Genomic DNA, 20,573 nt, shown 5'->3' with positions numbered 1-20,573 from the left:
ATACCATTTCTGTATGGAAATATCAACCCAAATCTACAGAAATATGGACGATCAAACCCCTATCAAAAAGATTGATGAGAAATCTTCGAGTGCAACCATTCGAATGATCAGATTCCTTATGACAAAATATGAGTTTAAAAATAACATGGTACTTAACGAGGTCTTTGCAAAAGAAAAAGAAGGAAAGAAGTACCACCCAGTCAATCCCCATACGCTTTACATAGAATGCCGACAGGAGGGATACCGTACCTCGGTGGCAGAGATCAATACCTTTCTGTCTTCAGATTTTATTCCTAAAACCAACCCTTTCGTGAATTACTTTAAACAGGTACGGGAGACCTGGAGGGAAGCCAGCCATGGGGATTATATTCGGAAATTCACCAACTATATTCAGGTACAAGGACAAGAACGTTTTGAGATCCAGTTCAAAAAATGGCTGGTGCGCTGTGTGGCCTGTTGTCTACGGGATGACTTTTTCAATAAGCAAGCCTTGATCTTTGTACAGGAGCAACAGAATAGCGGCAAGACCACACTTACTCGTTTCCTGATTCCAGACCAGCTGAAGACTTACCAAGCTGAAAATATCTCTGTAGACAAGGACAGTCTTATCGCTTTGAGTCAGAATTTTGGAATCATTCAGGATGAGCTTTCCACACTTTCCAAAACCGAGATCAATGCACAGAAAACGCTGATGAGTAAATCACAAGTCAAAGTCAGGCATCCTTATGACAAGAAGCCTAAAATGGAACCGAGAAGGGCTTCCATATGGGGATCTACCAATAAGGCCGAGTTCCTTACAGATGTGACAGGTAGCGTGCGTTGGCTCTGCTTTACGGTAAGGGAAATTAATTGGAATTACATAAAGGAAATTGAAATCGATAGGGTTTGGGCACAGGCTTATCAGCTATACCTGTCGAATTTTCATTATGAAATGACAGCGAAGGAAATCCGGGAAAATGAAATCATGAACAATCAATACAAAACCATTTCTCCTGAAGTAGAGCTAGTGCAAAAGTTCTTTACACCAGGCACCAAAGAGGACCATGACAAATTCATGACTGCAACGGATATCTGCCATCAGCTGGCTTTAAATATTTCCGGCAATCTAAGAATTAGCCCTGTGGAGATTGGGAAAGCCTTGAAACTGCTTGGTCATGTTCAGACCCAAGTACGGAGAAACGAAACCCAAACCTTCCCCGAAAAGGGATACTACATAAAACAAAACCAACCTACTACTTACTACAAATAGGAGGTAGATAATTGAAATACAGCTAATTAACCTGTAGTAAGATAAAATAATTAAAGTTACTACAACCTACTACAAATAGCGCTTTTGTAGTAAGATGGTCTTTGATGCATAATAATATAACCAGTTGAATATCAATAATTAAACGGGTGTTTGTAGTAAGGTAGTAGCTGTAGTAAGTGGTTTTTCAAAAAAATTAAACTTAAGAACAATGAATGCAAAAGAGGCAAATAAAATATCCATAATAACCTATCTGGACCAGATAGGAATCAGACCAAGTAAAGTTAAAGCAGGTTATTGCTTTTATTATTCTCCCTACCGGGAGGAATCCACCCCTTCTTTTAAGGTAAGCCCGAGCAAAAATCTATGGGTAGATTTCGGAGATGGAAATGCTGGGGGTACGTTGATTGACCTGGTTCTTAAAATGAATCCTGCTTATACTGTTCCTGATGCTATTAGGGAAATCGAAACGGTAAGTGGCTCTTCTTTTTATCTTCATCAGCCTGCTATTCCCCGACCCGACCCATCTGTAGAGACAGCTGAAGGAATCAAGATAATTAAAACCAAACCATTAGGAAACAATAGCGCAATAACGGATTACCTTCAATCTAGGCGAATCCTTCTGGACACAGCTAAAGAATTTTGCCGTGAAGTCTATTACCGCATTGGTGACAACAGATATTTTGGTCTAGGCAACCCTCATGAAAATGGTTGGGCAATTCGTAACAAATATTGGAAAGGCTGCACTGCCCAGGGGGTATCTACCTACTGTAACAATTCAGCTGATCTTTGCCTTTTTGAAGGAATATTTGACCTGCTGAGTTATAGGGAGATGAGAAAAGGGGACCATTACCGAGAGGACTTTATGGTGCTTAATTCTTTGGCTAATTTACAGGGGTTCTATTCGAAAATAAATAAGTACAGCTGTGTAAACTTATTTTTGGACAGGGATAAGGCTGGGAAAGAGGCGGCCAGAAAATTAATGGATAGCCTACCCCATTGCAGAGACCAGTCAGAATTATTTCATCCCCATAAAGATTTAAACGAGTATTGGATGAGTAGGGAAAATTTAAGCGTAAAAAGGTAACCGAACCAATTAAGATTTTTAGGATACTACAGAAAAACTAAGAAAATGTCTAGATGAGTGGAGGAGACTTAAGGCTTTGCCTAGCAAATTGTTGAATATACGGATATGCCTATATACCAATACTTACATACATTCCTATTCAAATAATGCTATACCTAATTATATTCCGAAGGGGAGGGGGGAATGACGAAAAATGGAATGCTGAGTTCCAATAATAAATGCCTATTCAGGTATCCATATACACATATGACCATGTATTTAAAGATCCCTATATCCCAATAAAAATATAATATTTATTTGTATATATTTAGATAAAAACATATGTTAAGCAATATTATTAGTAATATTTAGTTATTAATTTACATTAAAACAGTTCTTTATTTAACCAACTAGAGTCTAATTACCGCTCTGGTGCCACTAGAATTCCGCTGTGCGCGGTCTTTGCAAGTTGTGTCTTTGTCCGACAAAAAACCACTGGGTTTTTTTCTACCAAAGACGAACTTGCCCCTCCCATTTCCCTTCTTGTTCGACAGTTGTGCAATGTGGAGTGGAGAAGAAAAATCCTCGCAACTCGGATTTTAACAAAAAAATCAAATGAAAAAAGCAACTCAAAATGACAGGGAACAGGTCGTGACCATCCTGTTGAAAGCATTTAAAAAAAACAAAAGTGTCAACTACATTGCTGGCAAAGAAGAAGAAAAAATTCGCTATTTGATGGAGTATTCTTTTGAAAACTGCATTGATATGGGGGAAGTTTTTATTTCGGAGGATGGCAATGCTTGTGCCATGATCCAATTTCAGGATAAGAAAAAGTTCTCTTGGAAAAGTACCTATCTGGATATACAGTTAATTTTCAAAACCATTGGGGTGGGAAATATTCCCAAAGCCTTATCCAGAGAATCCTTTATCAAGAAGCATTATCCCAAAGCGCCTTTTACCTACCTATGGTTTGTTGGGGTCAGCCCGGAAAAGCAAAAAAATGGCTTTGGCACTAAGATCCTGAAGCATGTACTGGATTATTCCAAAACACTTGACCGTCCTGTTTACCTTGAAACATCTACGGAGAGCAATCTCCCCTGGTATCAGAAACACGGTTTGGAGATTTATACCGTTTCCGAAAAGTTTGGATTTCCCTTTTACTTCCTGAAAACTGCCTAAAACGCTATGACTGTTCTGAATACCGAAATTCACATTGTAACCTTAGTATTTGTTTTGCTGGAGGTGATGATGTTTTCTCATCAACTGGTTTTTTACCTCCAAAAGCCCAATGAGAAGAAGAGGAAATATTACCTAATTTTGCTTTTTCTTCTGATTGTTTACAATTTGGCCGGAGGACTTTTTCCAGATGAAGATTTACCCCTGTCAGTAACATTGCAATACATTCTTGCCTATGGTGCCGGTTTCGGAATGGGAGCTTATTTTCCTTATTATTTTTACAGGGCATTCAATATTACACATTTGGAATTTCATGCCAAATACGGGGTGCTAATATTTTTGATCTTACCGTTTGTACTTTTCTTCTGTATTTTATATCCCATAGGAATAGACTTTAAGACCATGATCTACGTGGGAATGATCATTCCGTTTTCCTATGCTTTTTACATGGTTTACAATATACTTTGGGGCATTCGGCAACGCTACAAAACCAGAAAGGCTTCCTTCGATGCTATTCTATCTTACGTTGCTGTAGCTCCCTGGACATTGATGCCTTTGTTGGCCTATTTGGAAGTAACACAGCTTACTGAAGTTTTATTGACAAATGGTGGCTTCCTGGTAATCACTGTACTTTACATCCGGAACATGGTCGAGGAAAATAGAAAAGATTTGGAAACCCTGAATCTTCTGCAAACCAAAAATGAAGATGAAATTTTCACCATTCGCTGTACCAAGCTTGGCTTTACAAAGCGTGAAATTGAAGTCTGCGAATTGGTTCGAGAAGGTCATATATACAAGGATATAGCTGACACTTTGTTTATCTCCGAAAGAACAGTGAATAAACATATGCAGAATATTTTCAAAAAAGCAGAAAGTAATAACAAGTTTGATTTGTTGAATAAGATTACTAAAGGTGAAAGGACAGCTGAGGTGGGTTAATCATCTGGAATGCTAAAAGTAATGTAGTGACACAAATTGAATCATTTTATGCATCGCGGTTCACTATAATGGAAAAATAAGACGAAGAAGTTTAAAACCAGTGTTTTATTACCTGCTCCATCGTTTGATCAAGTGGATTCTGAACAAATAAAAAAGCTTCATAGAAAGCAAGGTCAAGATAGTTACATGGCTTAGATATGTTAATGTCTCTTTTCCAAACCTTTTCTACAATAGGGGACTGAGATACATATTAGTATAACATAATGAATCAACCGACAGGATGTTAAGCGCCTTATGGAATGACCCATTTAGGGGTGGGATTCCCCTTTACCTACTTGACTATCTATTTAATAGATCCTTTAATCCCAATTTAGATCTGTTTGTATTGATCTGATTAATTTCGCTTTCAGAGTAATTTTCTGGCTTAAAAGTAAGTGTTCCAAAAATATATTGCCCACCAGCTCTAAGTGATAATCTATCCGAAATTACAGCAAACATATAGGGGCTAAACGAAGAATCAATATGATATGCTCTGTGAAAATTTTCAGATACAAGTTGATTTAATTCTAATATGTTATTGTGTACTGTTACTAAACAGAGAGCCTCTTGAGCTTCATTTGACATATGGCTTGTTTTGGGCCATTTCCATTTTTTTAATAGTTTTATGGCTAGCTCCGAATTTATTTTATCGAAGTGATTAATTTTTTGATAAAGCCGTGTTATATCAGCTTTCTTTAAGTTAGGTACTGTTTGAATACTGTCACGATATATTTGATCTCGATAGTAAATTTCTTCAAGTGCCAGTTCAACCGAATCTAAAATTATAAGTTGAGTGAGACGATCTTTGATTTTTTCCACTTCAATAAGTAAGTGTCCTTCTTCTAATTTTGGAAGCCATTGATATTCGTCTTTGCCGGTAGATATCAACTGGGTAGCTAATGATGTGTTACTCTCTGCTTGTTCTTTACAACCATTTAATAATAAAACAATGATTAATACGGTGAAATATCGCATTTATATTTTACAGATAGCATTAAGACTAAAAACTATGGCGGAATCAAAACTTACCCTTTTTAACCTTCAGATTTTGCTTGTTGATAAATGTATCTATTTAATTTTCAGTTTTTAAGGATGTTTTTAGCTGGTGAGGCCAATCGAGTTACTTAGAATACAAGATAATTATTTATTCTTAAGATTTAAAACCTATACTCCTGCATTTACCTATTTACATTTGGTTACCTTGTTTTTGAGAGTTTCCCTCCATGAACGGATCAGGGCCCACTGTTACCTCATCTGCGAGCATATTTTTCTATAGCCCGGATTGGGAGGCAGTATTGGATTCTTGTATGGCGGATAAGGCTGCCAGGGCCTCTTCGCTAAAAGAACTGGCAGCATCGAAAATGCTCGATCGGAGAATAGAAGAATACTATGCCACCTTTGACAGGAGTTGTTTGGAACTGACGGAGGAGAGTTTGTCTTACACTTATATTCCCAAGGAATACCACTATACCCTTTACTATTACGATCAGGCCGGTAGCCTAGTTCAAACTGTGCCCCCGGCAGGAGTGCAGCCACTAAGTGGAGAGCAGGTTACATCGGTGAAAGGTGGTACAGCTATTCATCCCTATCACAGACTGGAAACCCGCTACCAATACAATAGCCGAAACCAATTGATTTGGCAGGACAGCCCGGATGGTGGAGTAAGCCGTTTCTGGTACAATAAGGCCGGGCAACTTCGATTGTCGCAAAATGCCAAACAGACTGTGAATGATCTGTACAGCTATACCAGATACGACAAGCAGGGCAGAGTGATAGAGACAGGGGAGATTTATTCGATAGAACCCACCGATACCTTGCAGGTGAATTTGGAAGATTTAACCTTTCCCGATTGTGGAACCTATGGCTGTGTAGATGTAACCCTCACGGTATACGACCGGGCAGGTTTACCTAGGGATCCCACTTTTTCCCAAGAATACCTGCGCAGCCGGGTATCCTGGACAGCTATGGTGGAGAAAAATGCAGCAGATACTGTATACACTTATTACAGTTACGATCCGCATGGCAACGTAAAGGCCTTACTCCAAGACCTGCCAGGGATAGGCCCAAAACGTACGGAGTATGTATATGATCTGGTCAGTGGCAACGTAAACCAGGTGCACTACCAAAAAGGTTATTCTGACCAATTGATTCACCGCTATCGTTACGATGCGGACAATCGAATTGAGGAAGTATTAACCAGTTCAGATGGCTACATATGGAACCGTGATGCAGCCTATTATTACTACCCACATGGACCGCTGGCCAGAGTAGAACTTGGTGAGTACAACGTACAAGGGCTAGACTACTACTATACACTACAGGGCTGGCTGAAAGGCATCAATATGCCTATGGAGGGTGATCCCGGGGGGGATGGTGAAGGAGGTTTCCGTACAGGTACCGATGCTTTTGCAATTGCTTTGGGTTATAATGAAGGGGACTATAAACCCGTAAATTCTAATGTGACCCTAACGGATAGCAGAGACCAACTCTGGAACCACTATAAAGAAATTAGAGATACCACCGCAACCGGATTATACAATGGTAATATTAGTTGGATGAATACTGACCTGCCAGGCTTGGGCGAGTCGGAACGCATGCAGGCCATGGTATATGGATATGATCAGCTGCACAGGATCGTTCAGGCCAGAAGCTTTAGCGGATCAGAAACTACTGGTTTCGACTCCAGGTCGCCAGGTGCAAATAAATACGATGCGGATTATAGCTATGATCCAAACGGAAATTTATTAACTTTACAGAGAAGGGATGAGCAAACGGCCATTCAAGAGGACTTGACATACAGTTACTATGATGTAACCAATAAACTTAAAAATGTAGATGGGTCAACCACAGAAAACTACACCTACGACGAAATCGGCAACCTGATTAGTGACAATGCCGAAGGCATAGACAGCATCACTTGGACTCCTTACGGGAAAGTGAGGGCAGTGTATAAGGACGACAACTCCGAAGTCCATTTCAGGTACGATGCCTCCGGAAACCGCATCGCGAAGATAACTGAAACGGATACGACCATTTATGCCCGGGACGCCTCTGGAAATGTCATGGCTGTCTACAAAAACGACACCTTGTTAGAACAATCAATCTATGGCAGTTCCCGACTAGGGCTAATGACGGCCACATCCAAAGCAGGCTACCGAACGCTGGGAGGTAAGAAGTATGAACTGTCCAATCATCTGGGCAATGTCCTGGCTGTAGTAACAGATAATATCCATCTCGATCAGGATTCCACTTGGGCCAGTGTAGTAAATGTTACGGATTACTACCCGTTTGGACTGGCGATGGATGGTCGTAGCGTGCAGGATAGTAGTTACCGTTATGGGTTCGGTGGGCATGAGACAGACGATGAGATTAAAGGCTCTGGAGATCATTTAAGTTTTGGAGATTACGGCTATGATCCTCGTATTGTAAAACGCTGGAACCTAGATCCTAAATTCTCCCAATATCCACATGTTAGTCCATATTCTGCTTTTGAAGGTAATCCTATATATTTTAATGATGACTCTGGGGAAAATGCAGAAATAACTATTAGTGGGGATCAGATTACCGTCACAACCAAAATTTACATTTATGGTAGTGGTGCAACAGCAGATAAAGTTGCGGAAATGCAAACAAATATAATGGCCAAATGGGGTGGGGATTATTCCTATAAGGATCCAGAGACGGGACAAATTTACAATGTCAAATTTGATATAAAAGTCGGCATTTACCAGGGGAAAACACCGGATACTAATATTTTGGAAATAAAAACCCAACCTCAGAATAATTTTGTTGAAGTTGTAGATAAAGCTGGAAGAAGTCGAGTACATGGTGAAAAAGGAGAAATGGTAGAGACTTTAGGTGGTTTGCTGATCACGAAAAATGCTATGCAAACTGGAATTTTCTATACAAAAGATATCAACGGCAGTGAAAGAGATGCTTCACCACATGAAACAGGCCATTTGCTTGGCTTATCTGATAGATATACGAATATTAGAAATGCCGCCGGAGTAGTTGTTGATTCAAAACCAATGCCGGGATGGAAAAGTAATATAATGGGGAATTCCTCACGTGGAGTCGTGGATCAAAGAAATATAGATGGTATACTTCAAAATGCCATAAATGATTATAATGGTTCCTACACAAAAAAGTGGAATGACTGCGAAATCTGTCCTGGCAAAATTGATTTTAGTTATATTCAAACCAACAAAGATCATGAGCCGAAATTTGATATTGAATAAAATTATTTTACTGTTTTTAGTACTGCAAATACCTTTAGGTTGTGAAACCAAAGAAAGTTTTTGCGAAAAATTCTTAATAATCACTAATGAGAATTATGGTTTTTTTTCTAATAACTACAAAAAATTTTATTCGTGCAAATATTTGTCTTTCATGAGAATAGACAAGGACAAACTAAATAAATCTCTAGAGGTTTTGGTGAACTCTGATTCGTTAACGGTTTTAAGAATTCATTTAGTTGACTTAGACACTCTTCCAGAAATTATCTCAAGATTTGAACGGTTGGAAACTATGGAAATAGTAGGATGCAACTTAAGTATAATTCCAGAATCATTTTCGAGCTTTACTACACTAAAAAAATTGAAAATTAATAATAATAAGATACGAAATATACCTTATATATCATCATTAGAAAGTCTAGACGTCACAGAAAATGATATGGTAAGCTTACCTTATAAATATTTTAAATCTCAAAATTTAAAATATTTATATCTAGATAATAATGAAATAAAGAATATTGAAATTAATGATATTCATAAGAAAAACTTAATAATTCTTTCAATATCAGGTAATAACATCCATGAAACTCAGGTTGATTCTCTTTTATCAAAATTGGGGGACTCTGTTGTTGTTACCTCAAGACCAGTTGAATAATAGTTTTGATGGTTATGATCCAAATGAGGACTGAGCGTAAAAAATTCAAACCTTAGTATGAATTTAGACTAAGAGGAGAGAATAAGTCTCTCCTCGACGAATTGACGTATGAGTATTACGCATTTAGCAACAAGCTGAAGAATGTGGATGGTACGGAGACCGAAAATTACACCTATGATGAGATTGAGGGCCGAGCGTTAAAAAATGATCCCTTTGGATCATTTTAGAGAGGAGCCAGGCTGTGCGGGAGAATTTCTGATGCTGCAGAAGGTATAGACAGTATTGCCTGGACGCCATATGGTAAGGTGAGGGCAGTTTTCAAGGATGACAGTTCGCAGGTACATTTCAGGTATGATGCTGCAGGAAATCGGATAGCTAAGATTACCGAAAGCGACACCACGGTTTATGCTCGGGATGCAAGCGGTAACGTCATGGCTGTCTACAAAAACGACACCTTGATAGAACAATCAATCTATGGAAGTTCCCGAATAGGCTTAATGACGGCATCCTCCAAAGCAGGCTACCGAACGCTGGGAGGCAAGAAGTATGAACTATCCAACCACCTTGGAAATGTTCTGGCCGTGGTAAGTGACAATATCCATCTCGACCAGGATTCAACTTGGGCCAGTGTGGTCAATGTTACAGACTATTACCCGTTTGGATTGGCTATGGATGGTCGTAGTGTGCAGGATAGTAGTTATAGGTACGGGTTTAACGGCAAGGAACTCGACGGCGGTGGGGAATGGGGCGGACGGAACAATTACGACTACGGTTTCAGGATCTATAATCCGAGGATTGCCAAGTTTTTGAGTGTGGATCCGCTATTTCAAAGCTATCCTTGGTATACCCCATATCAATTCGCAGGAAACAATCCAATCTGGGCAATAGATTTAGATGGATTGGAAGAAAAAAAGGTTAATGATAATTCTGGTGAAAATCGAGTAAGAGAGGCAAAGAAACATGAAAATAATTATACCTATTCTCAGGAGAATGTAAGGCCTTTAAATATGGAAAATAGGAAGTGTTTTGACTGCTCAGGATTTGTTCTATTTATCATGCAGACCACAGATCCTGAAATAGCTAAGAAATTAGCAGATCCTAACGATTCAAATCAGGGTAACACAAAAACAATTCAAGACGGAATAAGGGAGATTGGTGGTGGAATTCGAAAAGATAATCCAAAGGTTGGAGATTTAGCTATTTGGACTGGGCACGTCGAATTTGTAGATTATAGCGATGGCTTGAATTTTACAACTTTTGGAGCTCGAAGAGGAACGGTTCCAAATGAACTAGGTAGGTCAAAAAATGGAACAGTATGGCTGAATAGTAATTATGGTCAAGAAAAACTAAATGATCTGGCATCAGGAACATTCCTTGGTTTTTGGACTCCCCCATCGTCAGGAGGAGATTACAAGCCTCTGATTTCCAAATCAACATCAACCAATCTGAATAATAATACAAATCAGCTACAGGAAATTTTAATGTCTGGTACTGCAAACCTGAAAAAAGCAGAGTTTAGGGCTGCACCTGACCCCACTTTCGGTCAGACTTTGCAGGAAAGCAAAGTTCCAATCGTTAGGACTTTGGGCGATATTGTAAATTATTTTGGTCATTAAAAAATTAATTATAAGACAATGCATATATTAACTAAATTTATTTGTGGGTTCATTATATTGATTTTCTATTCCTGTGCTAGTTCTTCTTCTAGTGAGTATAAAGATTCAAATGTAAAGAATAGTGATTTGAATAAGTCCTTTTTTGAACGTTTTAAATATGATAGTTTACAAGAGGTTTCTAATATTACCTTAGCGAAAGAGCGTCAAGGGGGCGAATGGTTATTGAAAAAAGTAGACCCAATAGAATATAATAAATTTCTTCCTCCCAATTTGTTAAATGAATTTCAAACAAAAAGTTCAGAATTATTTTTATACGGATATAAGAAGCTCAACTCATCACAAATTGCTTTTGTTGAAATTGTTCAAGCACAAGAATATGTTGGATCTATTTTGATTACTATGAACTTAAATGAATTTGAAATAATTGATTATCTGGAAATAGAGGGAGGAAGTTGTCCGGGTCCGTATTTAGATGAAGATGAAAACGTGGTTTGGTGTGAAAAAAAATCTGGTCATTTTTTTGATGATGATAAGTTAAGAGTTGTTAGGGTAAAGTATAATAGCGACGATTTTGTGTCTGGTAGTGTGATGAGAATAGATTCTATAAAAGTCGATTATAAGTTTACCGAGAACGGTCAAATATCCCAAGTTAGTAAAGATTCCGTGAGATTCATTAGTACAGTCGACTAGCTACTCATTTATCTTTTAGTGTCTGTAACCTAATACAACGGACTATTATCCGTTCGGTTTGGCCATGGATGGTCGTAGCGAGCAGGACAGTGCCTACCGTTATGGGTTTAACGGGAAGGAGAAAGACCCGGAAGGAATGGGCGGGGGAGGCTCTACTTATGATTATGGGTTTAGGATTTACAGCCCGCTGATTGCGAGATTTTTATCGATAGATCCACTGACTGACAGTTATCCTTGGTATACACCTTATCAATACGCAGGAAATAAACCAATTAGGTTTATTGATATTGAAGGCCTTGAAGAAGGAGAACCTCGTATTTTCTGGGATTGGGACATAGATATGAATAATGCTCCTGATAAATATAAAGGCCCCCTAATGAAGAAAAGTGTTAAGTCTACATATACAGCAACTGGGTATGCGAGAAATAATGCCTATTACTGGAACAAAGTTTTAGAGAAAGACGCGAATGCATTGGATAGAGTAAATGCGAATAGAGTTAAATACGGAGGAGCGTCTCCAAAAGTGAGTCCCGAATTGATTGCACATTTGAAAAACACAAAGGGTATAGATTTGAGTTCATATGAGGGTCAGACTTTGGTTCACCATCACGTTAATCAAGGTAGAACGGCCGTTGCCATGCCCACAGGTGATCATACGGAATTTTCAGGACGGCTTCATCAAATTACTAGAAAGGGGAAGGTAAGAAGCAGGGGTGGTACTATTGGTAAAATAGGAAGCCTTTTGGGACCATTAGCAGATTTTTCAGGCTATTTGAGGGGTGATCCTCACAATACATGGGTTATGTTTAGTAAGCCTGATATTGGAGCAGTACGTTTTGAAGCAGGAGAAGGGTTTTATTATACGATAACATCTGCAGTGAATAATGATAGTTTTACCAGTGTAACCTTTCAGAGGTTTAGTGATTATCGCTGGGATGATGAGCAAAAGAAACATGTTGGTTTTGGCTATTTAGATACCTACACAGAAACCTATGACAAGAATACAGGTAGAAGTTCCATATCAAAATCGAAAGAATTATAAAAAATGAGAATAGTTGATATTGTTTCAAAAGTCAATCAAATAAAGCCATCAAAAGAAGAGCTTTCAAATCGAATTGAGGATGCTGATTATGTTGATTACCTTTTGGATAGCTATACAATCGATATCAATGATATCGATCCCAAGTTAAGTTTGATAGAAAACCTAGTTCTCCATACAAGTTTTGGTAGTATTGATTTTGCTGGAATAACATTTAACGGTGTTTTAGAAGATTTAGCGGTCAAAGAAACCAGACTCAAAGTTTTTGCTGTTTTTCAGGAGAATCAACTTTGTTATAATGGTTCGCTGGATCGGTTCTATTATATAGATTTGTATGATCCCAATAACCAGCCGATTGTAGTCCAATGTGATCTGATACAGGATAAATTTATGGAAGCTTTACTTTACCTAATGGGATTAGATATACGGTTTACATATAAGGATATACCCATTGGGCCTGATAGTAGCGAGGAATTAGCAAGGATCGCAGGCCATCCAGATTACAAGAGATTTTTTGATATTGTGTTGTCACAGTATGAGTAGAAGGATGGTTTAAGAAAATTCAAAGAAACAGTTAAGCCTCTGGAATTTCAGGGGCTTTTTTATTGGGCAGTGGGCAGGTTTTTTTGGAAGAAGTCTTTGAATTTAGTCCGGGTGAGCATGGAATCGATGATGCGGTACACAGCAAGTTTGTCTCCTTTTTCCAGTTGTGCGATTAGCTGTACTTTTTCATTGACGGTTTTGTCCTCAATCTTGATCTACTTTGGTGCCGCATCTTCCAGATGTACCAGCCCATCCAGTGTAAGGCCAAAGAACCTGGCAAGCTTGTCGGCCACTTCGATGGAAATATCCATTTCCCCTTTTTCCATCTTCGAATAGTTGGACGGGTGTACGTCCACGGCGTTGGCCACTTCCTTTTGGAGTAGTCCCCGTTCTTCCCTGAGCTTTTTTATGTTCTGTGCTAACTGGTGTTATTTTTTCAGATGGGTCAACCCAAAATAGTCTAGGATAAGCAAATTGGTTTTTATTGAACAATATATACCTGAATAACCTTCCACCCCTATATACGCATACCTACGTATTCGCATAAAATAGCCCTTTTTACGTATTTCCTTCCTTATTTTTTTTCCTTCTCTTTGGGTCTGTCAGTAATTAGCAAGAACCAGACAACCTGAAAAACATGAAGGATCCGCAGGAAAACAAAACCCACAAAATCACCTTCAGGCTCAAAGAGCAGGAGGCGAAATTTCTGGATGATTTTGCTGGGAGTGCGGGTATTTCCAGAAGTGATACACTCAGGAACCTGATCCGAAAAATCCAGGGAGATGCATCCATTATTAAGACAGATAAATTGCTTAATACCCTGTCTGACCTTGCAGCCGAGCAGGGGCGGGTAAACAACAATATCAATCAACTGGCCAGGCATGCCAATCAATATTCCAAGGTAAGTGACCTGGACCCCAAGGTATTTGTAAGGTTTAATACGCTGCTAAACCGGCACCTTGACTTTCAGGAGGACATGAACAGGACTTTCCGAAAAATTTATAAATCCATCAGCTGATGACAGTCAAAATTCTATCATCCACCAGTACTTTCAAAGGGGTTTCCTACAACACCAACAAAATGCAGTCCGGCAAAGGTGAACTGATGAAATTCAAAAATTTCGGTTACCTGCAATCGGCGCAAAAAGTAAGCCCGGCTGAAATGAAAACCTTTCTCAAAGTCCATTCTAACCGAAATTCCAGGGTACAAAACAAACAATTTCATGCCATGATTTCTTGCAAGGAACGAGAATACAACAAGAAGGAACTCACCAAAATGGCCGAGGAGTGGCTTGAAAAAATGGGCTATGGAAACAACCCTTACCTGATCGTATTCCATGGAGATACCAAAAACAACCATGTCCATATGGTCTCTTCCAGAATCGGCAACGACGGCAAAAAGATTAATGACAGTATGGAAAGGATTAGGGCACAAAAATACATGCTGGAGATCATGGAAAGAAATCCGGGTCAGGAATGCAGGAAGATTCTGGATCAGTTAAAATCATTTTCCTTTTCCACCCTCAACCAGGCCAAGCTATACCTGGAAACTCGGGGATATAACCTTCAAGAAAAAGAAGACCAACTGCTCCTATATAAATTTGGTTTGCTACAAGGCGAACTTTCCCTAAAGGAAATAAAGCATAAGACCAATGCCTATACCATCGATAAGGCAAGAAAAATGCAGCTCCATGCCTTGTTTGAAAAGTACAGGAAGGTTTACTGCAGCACCCCAGTTCCAATATTTGAACCGCTGAAAGGCAATCGCCTTGGGAAACCTAAGGGTTACCGGTCAGAAATGGCAGACTTTCTCAAGGAAAAATTTGGGGTAGAATTGTTGTTTCATGGCAGGGATGGCAAGACACCTTATGGCTATACGATTATCGACCATAGCAGGAGAATCATCTTTAAGGGAGGTGAAATCTATCCGCTTAAAAACCTGAATCAGGAAGAAACAAGGGATAAAGTTAAAGTAATCAATTTCCTTTTTCCATCAGATATTTCTGCTTATAAAAGCATTACAGGCGCTTCAGATACCCTTTTCCGAATCAAACGTTTTCCGGAAAATACGGCTTACCGGTTGAAATTACTGTCTATTTTAGAGGATTACCCCAACCTCCAAACGGGCCTTGAGGAATTCAAATTACACCTTCTGGTAAACGAAAAGAGCTTGTTTTTACTGGACACTCAAGAGCGGTTTTTTATTCGACTGGAAGCCATTCTGAAAAATAAAGAATACAACAGATTTGCCAGACTTTGGGAAGTCCCTCTCCGAAATGGAACAGGACAAGCAGCTAATATCGAATCAGGTTCTGATTCAAGATTGCAATTACCTATACAAGCGGACAGCGAAAAGGTCTTACCCCACACTTTGGGCAATGAATACGCCGAACCAGACCGGGAGACAGTGTCCCCACTTCCCACTTTTAACCTGGATATCCATCAGGATGTGGACGACGAAGCAATGCATGGAAGGAGAAGAAACAAAGATAAAGACAACAAAAAGAGAAGCATCAGATAAAAACCAATGCATATGATAATTCTATTCGCAAACCAAAAAGGAGGAGTCGGTAAAAGTACCCTTTCGGTGCTATTTTCCAACTACCTAACCCTGGCCAAAAACAAAGCGGTAAAGGTCTATGACATGGACTTTCAACGGTCGCTTTACAACAAGGCCCAGGCGGCAGAAGTGATTGAAAACACGCCATTGTACCCCGTAGAGGCTGCCGAATTGTCTCAATTTAATGCCATACAAAAAAAGGACACCAAAAAAGAAAATCAGGTCAGCATCATTGACCTGGCGGGTAAAATGGATGATGATGAACTTGTTCCGGTATTCCAAAAATCGGACCTCATCTTATGTCCCTTCAGTTATGACGAATACTCCGTGTCCTCTACCATCGAGTTTTCCTTTGTAATCAAAAAAATTAATCCGAACGCCAAAATCATATTTATTCCCAATAGGGTGCGGAGCAGTGTGAAATACGAAACCATGAAATCGGTTCAGGACGCGCTGAAAAATTTCGGAGCAGTCACCAGTAGCATCACTGAAAGGATAGATTTCCAGCGGATCACTACCTATGACATTCCTTCGAATATCATTGAGGTGATCGAACCTGTTTTTGAATCCATTTATAACGAATACATAGACCCGGCATGGCACAAGATGATTACATAAAAACGCTGATGAGCAATTTCCGCCCCAATGGTCATACATCGGTGAAAAAGAACGGAAAAGAAAGAAAGCTTCCTACAAATAAACAAAATAAATCTACTGCCCTGAGTAAGGATATAGACCATTTATTGGAGCAGGTCAGGGAACTGAAAATTGATGGTGACAAAAAGCGACTGATCAAAATCGATGAGAAAAGTGAGGAAATCCTGAAAGTGATGTACCCGGTATTTTCCGTGGATGTAACACGCTTTATCAATTTTCTTTTGACCCGCTTCTTTCAGGACCATCCGGAACTGATAGACGAAATCAGAAAATCATTTAAAAAACTCTAAAATGAACTGGACTGAATTTATAAAATTTTTGGCATCCGGATACCTGCTTTATTATGGGGTACTGGTTGTGCTTGATCTGCTAAAACCCCAAAAGGGAATCTTTCACAGGGGAAATGAAGACTTGCTGGAATTTCCAGAGGAAACCCAAACTACCATTATTGATGAAGAAGCATTTCAAAGTGAGGATTCCCTTAAAGCAACTGAAAGGTCAGAAGATCAGGAAAACCAGCAATGGAAACTCTATGGAGAAAATATCAATGATTCCACAGGAGGAGTAAGCAGCATGACAGAACTCTTTAGACTGGCACAGGATGAAATGATAGAGGTGAAGAAAAACCTTGTTTACTGAAATGAAAAGCTTGTTCCTCATACTGATGGTTTCCACGATTTTTTCTGTCGTCTGTTTGGAATTGACAGCCCAAACACCTCCGGGCCTCTCCGAGATCAACGAAGGAAAAAACCTAATGGCCCAGAACTTTCGGGCACTCTCTCGAGCGGTGCTAATTCTGGGTGCCCTCTTTGGCCTACTGGGCGGATTAAGGATATATAACAACTGGCAAATGGGCAAGCAAAACATCGATATTGAGGTAGCAGGATGGTTTGGGGCCTGTATATTTCTTTCTGTATTGGGAGTCTTCTTAAGTGCCCTTTACCAGGTACCCATTGCCTAAAAAAGATCAATCAATTTTAAACCATAATATACAATCCATTTAAATCAACTAATCATGAACAAAAACAACAAAAAAGCTATCGGAACCCTTGCTATGGCAGTCATTGGCCTGGTTCAGGCAAAAGCCCAGGGAGTACAAGGCATTACAGCCGCAGAATCTTCTCTCATAGGTTATGTAGATCCCGTGGCCTCTCTCTGTCTGGTCATTGGTGCTGTAGTAGGGATCATTGGCGGCGTAAGGGTCTATATCAAATGGAATAGCGGAGATCAGGACATCAACAAAGAGCTGATGGGCTGGGGAGGCTCCTGCTTGTTTATGGTGTTGGTGAGCGTAGTTATTAAGGCCTTTTTCGGTGTTTGATGAGCAAACGATTTCCCATTTATAAAGGGCTCCAAAAACCACTGATGTACAAAGGGTTTCAAGGCAAATTCATCGGCTGGGGCATTGCTTCTCTGGTGATGGGCCTTGTCCTGGGAGGGGTGATCGGAAGCTTTACTAACATGGTTTTCGGGGGATTGCTGACCATCGGTACTATTATAGGTGGCCTTTATTTTACCAGCCTACAACAGAAAAAAGGCCTGCACAATAAAACACGAAATCAAGGTGTGTTTCTACACCCTACAGACCTTAAGTGAATTAATTATGCCTAAACGCAAAAAGACAGCCTTTAAGTTACCCTATATCGGGATAGATCATAGCAATGGATACGATATTCTATACAATGAAAAAGGTGAATTTGGGGTAGTTCTGGAAGTGAAAAACCCGGTCCTGCAGTATGCTGCTGATCCGGGAAACTATGACAACTTTCACCAACTTTATGTCAATGCGATCAAAATTCTTGGGGAAGGATACATTATACAAAAACAGGACATTCTGAGCAGAAAAAAATTCAACCCTAAATCCTCTGGAGAATACCTGCAAAGGAAATATGATGAACATTTCAGGGGAAGGGTTTACACCTCCCATCAGACCCTTCTGGTGATAACAAGAAGAGCAAAACCCGGTTTTTATACTTACAGCCAGAAACAGATTAATGATTTTACTCAATCAATAGACAAAGTAGCAGACCTTTTTGTCCGAAGCCAGCTACCTGTAAATGTACTTAACCAAAATCAGATCAATCGGTACGTCAGGCAGATTCTTTCTATGAATTTCCATGAGAAAGAACTTTGCCTGAACAATCTGCTTGCAGGAGATGAACAGGTTGAAATGGGTGATACCGCAGTCCGCTCTATCAGTTTGGTCAACACAGACACCATTGACCTGCCTCAAGTGGTGGGGACCCATCTGGAAAGGTCAGACAAGGATAGTTTGAAAGGTTTTCCGATCGATAATATGGGGTTTTTGTTTTCTGTCCCCCATTTTAAAACCATTATTTATAATCAGGTGATTGAGATTGTTCCTCAGACCATCACCCAAAGGAAGTTGGAACTGAAACGAAAAAGACATTCAGGAATTCCCGATTCGGCCAATAATATGTGTGTGGAAGACATTGACCAATTATTGGAAGACATAGCAAGAAACAATCAGTTGCTGGTCAATTCTCATTTTAACATCCTGGTGTCCGGAGTAAAAGAGTTGATTCAGGGAACCGCCAATTTTATTGAGTCTTCCCTTTTTCAGCAGGGGATCATACCTTCAAAAAATGCCTACAACCAACTGGAATTGTTCAGAACCGTTTTGCCCTGCAACACTACAGAACTGAAACCTTACGATTTTTTCCTGACCACCTCAGATGCGGCCTTGTGCTTCTTTTTCAAGGAATCCATGAGTGAGGATGAAATCAGTAGTTTTCAGATCAGGCTGACCGACCGACAAGGCATACCAGTAAAGATTGATCCCGCAGACCTGCCCATGCAGACCAACCGGATCAATAACAGGAATAAATTTGTCCTGGGGCCCTCTGGATCAGGTAAATCATTTTTCATGAATGCGCTGGTAGAGCAATATTGCATGTACAATAAAAATGAGACCCCAAAGTGGTTGATGGACGTGGTTATCGTGGATACCGGTCATTCCTATTCCGGCCTTTGTGCCTATTATGGGGGCAAATACATTACCTATTCAGAAAAGAATCCCATTACCACCAATCCCTTTGCCATTACCAGAGAAGAATACAACATCGAAAAAAAAGATGCTCTTCTTACTTTAATTAGTGTACTGTGGAAGTCCGCAGAAGGTAAGATCTCTCAGGTAGAATCCGATGTAATCTCCAATACCATTTCAGCTTACTATCAGGTGTATTTTGATGAGGTATCAAAAATTGACCCCCCTTGTTTTAATAGCTTTTATGAATTTGCATTGACATTCATTCCTGAATTGATTCAAAAGGAAAATATTCCTTTCAATATAGATGAGTTCAGGTTTGTGCTCAAGAAATTCTATAAAGGAGGGGAGTATGGTAGCCTATTGAATGAAGAGGTAGATCAGTCCTTGTTTGGAGAAGCATTTATTGTTTTTGAAATAGATTCCATCAAGGAGCACAAGGTACTTTTCCCTATTGTCACCTTGATCATCATGGATGTATTTATTCAGAAAATGCGGTTTCGGAGCAAGCAGCGGAAAGCACTGATCATTGAAGAAGCCTGGAAAGCCATCGCCTCACCACTTATGGCCAATTATATTCTCTACCTATACAAGACAGTGCGGAAATTCTGGGGAGAAGCCATTGTAGTGACCCAGGAGTTGGGAGATATCATAGGAAACACCGTGGTTAAAGACAGCATTGTGAACAATTCAGATACCATCATTTTGCTGGACCAGGCAAAATTCAAAGACCATTATGATGAAATCGCCTCCCTGCTTTCAATCAATGAGCATGAAAGGAAAAAGATTTTCACCATCAACCAGTTTGACAACACGGAAGGTCGGGGCAGATTCAAGGAGGTTTACATCCGAAGAGGGGCAAGCGGAGAGGTTTATGGCGTGGAAGTATCCCTTCATCAGTATCTAACCTATACCACTGAAAAGCCGGAAAAGGCAGCAGTAGAAATCTATACAGATCGCTTTGGTAGCTATCAGCAGGGCTTGGATCACTTTGTAAGGGATTATGAAAATTCAAAAATGGAATTGAACCGTTTTTTCTCTCTGGTCAACCAATTGGGAATTCCTTATGGAGAAAAAAAAGAATTTACTGACTAAACAATTACAGC

At 39.7% G+C, this 20,573-nt stretch carries 21 protein-coding genes; 19 read left to right on the top strand and 2 right to left on the bottom strand.

Annotation, left to right across the window (positions count from 1 at the left end):
• Positions 1-13 precede the first annotated feature (13 nt).
• The 4 genes from AC0L7T_RS22060 (at position 14) to AC0L7T_RS22045 (ending at position 4,427) form a co-directional block, all read left to right on the top strand.
• Positions 14-1,249, top strand: coding sequence for a VapE domain-containing protein (locus AC0L7T_RS22060; RefSeq protein ID WP_473338472.1), 1,236 nt, complete (start codon positions 14-16; stop codon positions 1,247-1,249).
• Between the two features lie 208 nt (positions 1,250-1,457).
• Positions 1,458-2,333: a toprim domain-containing protein gene (locus AC0L7T_RS22055; RefSeq protein ID WP_473338470.1), complete on the top strand. Its 876-nt coding sequence runs from the start codon at positions 1,458-1,460 to the stop codon at positions 2,331-2,333.
• 594 nt (positions 2,334-2,927) lie between these two features.
• The gene (locus tag AC0L7T_RS22050; protein WP_473338469.1) at positions 2,928-3,491 is read left to right on the top strand and encodes a GNAT family N-acetyltransferase; all 564 of its coding nucleotides are present in this window, start codon (positions 2,928-2,930) and stop codon (positions 3,489-3,491) included.
• A 6-nt stretch (positions 3,492-3,497) separates the two neighbouring features.
• Positions 3,498-4,427: a helix-turn-helix transcriptional regulator gene (locus AC0L7T_RS22045; protein ID WP_473338468.1), complete on the top strand. Its 930-nt coding sequence runs from the start codon at positions 3,498-3,500 to the stop codon at positions 4,425-4,427.
• Positions 4,428-4,766: 339 nt separating this feature from the next.
• Here AC0L7T_RS22045 and AC0L7T_RS22040 read toward each other — a convergent pair whose 3' ends face one another.
• Positions 4,767-5,441: a hypothetical protein gene (locus AC0L7T_RS22040; protein ID WP_473338467.1), complete on the bottom strand. Its 675-nt coding sequence runs from the start codon at positions 5,439-5,441 to the stop codon at positions 4,767-4,769.
• A 248-nt stretch (positions 5,442-5,689) separates the two neighbouring features.
• On the opposite strand from AC0L7T_RS22040, the gene AC0L7T_RS22035 reads away from it, so the two are divergent.
• The 6 genes from AC0L7T_RS22035 to AC0L7T_RS22010 all read left to right on the top strand — a co-directional run bounded on the left by AC0L7T_RS22035 (position 5,690) and on the right by AC0L7T_RS22010 (position 13,244).
• On the top strand, positions 5,690-8,704 hold the full coding sequence (locus AC0L7T_RS22035; protein ID WP_473338466.1) for an RHS repeat domain-containing protein: 3,015 nt from the start codon (positions 5,690-5,692) through the stop codon (positions 8,702-8,704).
• 151 nt (positions 8,705-8,855) lie between these two features.
• Entirely contained in the window at positions 8,856-9,356 is a 501-nt protein-coding gene (locus tag AC0L7T_RS22030) for a leucine-rich repeat domain-containing protein (RefSeq protein ID WP_473338464.1), read from the top strand.
• Between the two features lie 305 nt (positions 9,357-9,661).
• On the top strand, positions 9,662-10,972 hold the full coding sequence (locus AC0L7T_RS22025) for an RHS repeat domain-containing protein (protein ID WP_473338463.1): 1,311 nt from the start codon (positions 9,662-9,664) through the stop codon (positions 10,970-10,972).
• An 18-nt stretch (positions 10,973-10,990) separates the two neighbouring features.
• Positions 10,991-11,662 carry a hypothetical protein gene (locus AC0L7T_RS22020; RefSeq protein ID WP_473338462.1) on the top strand — a complete coding sequence of 224 codons (672 nt, stop codon included), beginning with the start codon at positions 10,991-10,993 and terminating at the stop codon, positions 11,660-11,662.
• Between the two features lie 64 nt (positions 11,663-11,726).
• A complete protein-coding gene (locus AC0L7T_RS22015) occupies positions 11,727-12,704 on the top strand; it encodes an RHS repeat-associated core domain-containing protein (protein WP_473338461.1) in 978 nt (325 codons plus the stop codon).
• 3 nt (positions 12,705-12,707) lie between these two features.
• Positions 12,708-13,244, top strand: coding sequence for a hypothetical protein (locus AC0L7T_RS22010; protein WP_473338459.1), 537 nt, complete (start codon positions 12,708-12,710; stop codon positions 13,242-13,244).
• Positions 13,245-13,459: 215 nt separating this feature from the next.
• On the opposite strand, the gene AC0L7T_RS22005 is transcribed toward AC0L7T_RS22010, so the two are convergent.
• Positions 13,460-13,612, bottom strand: coding sequence for a helix-turn-helix transcriptional regulator (locus AC0L7T_RS22005; protein ID WP_473338458.1), 153 nt, complete (start codon positions 13,610-13,612; stop codon positions 13,460-13,462).
• A 269-nt stretch (positions 13,613-13,881) separates the two neighbouring features.
• On the opposite strand from AC0L7T_RS22005, the gene AC0L7T_RS22000 reads away from it, so the two are divergent.
• From AC0L7T_RS22000 to AC0L7T_RS21960, 9 genes are read left to right on the top strand one after another with little or no spacing between them, the layout of a single operon-like run.
• Positions 13,882-14,262, top strand: coding sequence for a plasmid mobilization protein (locus AC0L7T_RS22000; protein WP_473338456.1), 381 nt, complete (start codon positions 13,882-13,884; stop codon positions 14,260-14,262).
• Positions 14,262-15,764: a relaxase/mobilization nuclease domain-containing protein gene (locus AC0L7T_RS21995; RefSeq protein WP_473338454.1), complete on the top strand. Its 1,503-nt coding sequence runs from the start codon at positions 14,262-14,264 to the stop codon at positions 15,762-15,764. The genes AC0L7T_RS22000 and AC0L7T_RS21995 overlap by 1 nt, the downstream gene beginning before the upstream one ends.
• A 12-nt stretch (positions 15,765-15,776) precedes the next feature.
• The gene (locus tag AC0L7T_RS21990; protein WP_473338453.1) at positions 15,777-16,421 is read left to right on the top strand and encodes a ParA family protein; all 645 of its coding nucleotides are present in this window, start codon (positions 15,777-15,779) and stop codon (positions 16,419-16,421) included.
• Positions 16,400-16,750 carry a hypothetical protein gene (locus AC0L7T_RS21985; RefSeq protein ID WP_473338452.1) on the top strand — a complete coding sequence of 117 codons (351 nt, stop codon included), beginning with the start codon at positions 16,400-16,402 and terminating at the stop codon, positions 16,748-16,750. Before AC0L7T_RS21990 ends, AC0L7T_RS21985 begins: the two co-directional genes overlap by 22 nt.
• 1 nt (position 16,751) lies before the next feature.
• Positions 16,752-17,099: a hypothetical protein gene (locus AC0L7T_RS21980; protein WP_473338451.1), complete on the top strand. Its 348-nt coding sequence runs from the start codon at positions 16,752-16,754 to the stop codon at positions 17,097-17,099.
• Position 17,100: 1 nt separating this feature from the next.
• Positions 17,101-17,421 (top strand): DUF4134 family protein, encoded by a 321-nt coding sequence (locus AC0L7T_RS21975; RefSeq protein ID WP_473338450.1) that lies wholly within the window; start codon positions 17,101-17,103, stop codon positions 17,419-17,421.
• Positions 17,422-17,475: 54 nt separating this feature from the next.
• The gene (locus tag AC0L7T_RS21970; RefSeq protein WP_149395080.1) at positions 17,476-17,781 is read left to right on the top strand and encodes a DUF4134 domain-containing protein; all 306 of its coding nucleotides are present in this window, start codon (positions 17,476-17,478) and stop codon (positions 17,779-17,781) included.
• On the top strand, positions 17,781-18,056 hold the full coding sequence (locus tag AC0L7T_RS21965; RefSeq protein WP_149395079.1) for a DUF4133 domain-containing protein: 276 nt from the start codon (positions 17,781-17,783) through the stop codon (positions 18,054-18,056). The genes AC0L7T_RS21970 and AC0L7T_RS21965 overlap by 1 nt, the downstream gene beginning before the upstream one ends.
• A gap of 7 nt (positions 18,057-18,063) precedes the next feature.
• On the top strand, positions 18,064-20,562 hold the full coding sequence (locus tag AC0L7T_RS21960; protein WP_473338449.1) for a TraG family conjugative transposon ATPase: 2,499 nt from the start codon (positions 18,064-18,066) through the stop codon (positions 20,560-20,562).
• Positions 20,563-20,573 lie beyond the last annotated feature (11 nt).

The organism is Cyclobacterium sp. 10D3-21 (assembly GCF_055809755.1).
The sequence above is the reverse complement of the archived record's forward strand: the minus strand, read 5'-3'. Positions and strand labels throughout refer to the sequence as shown.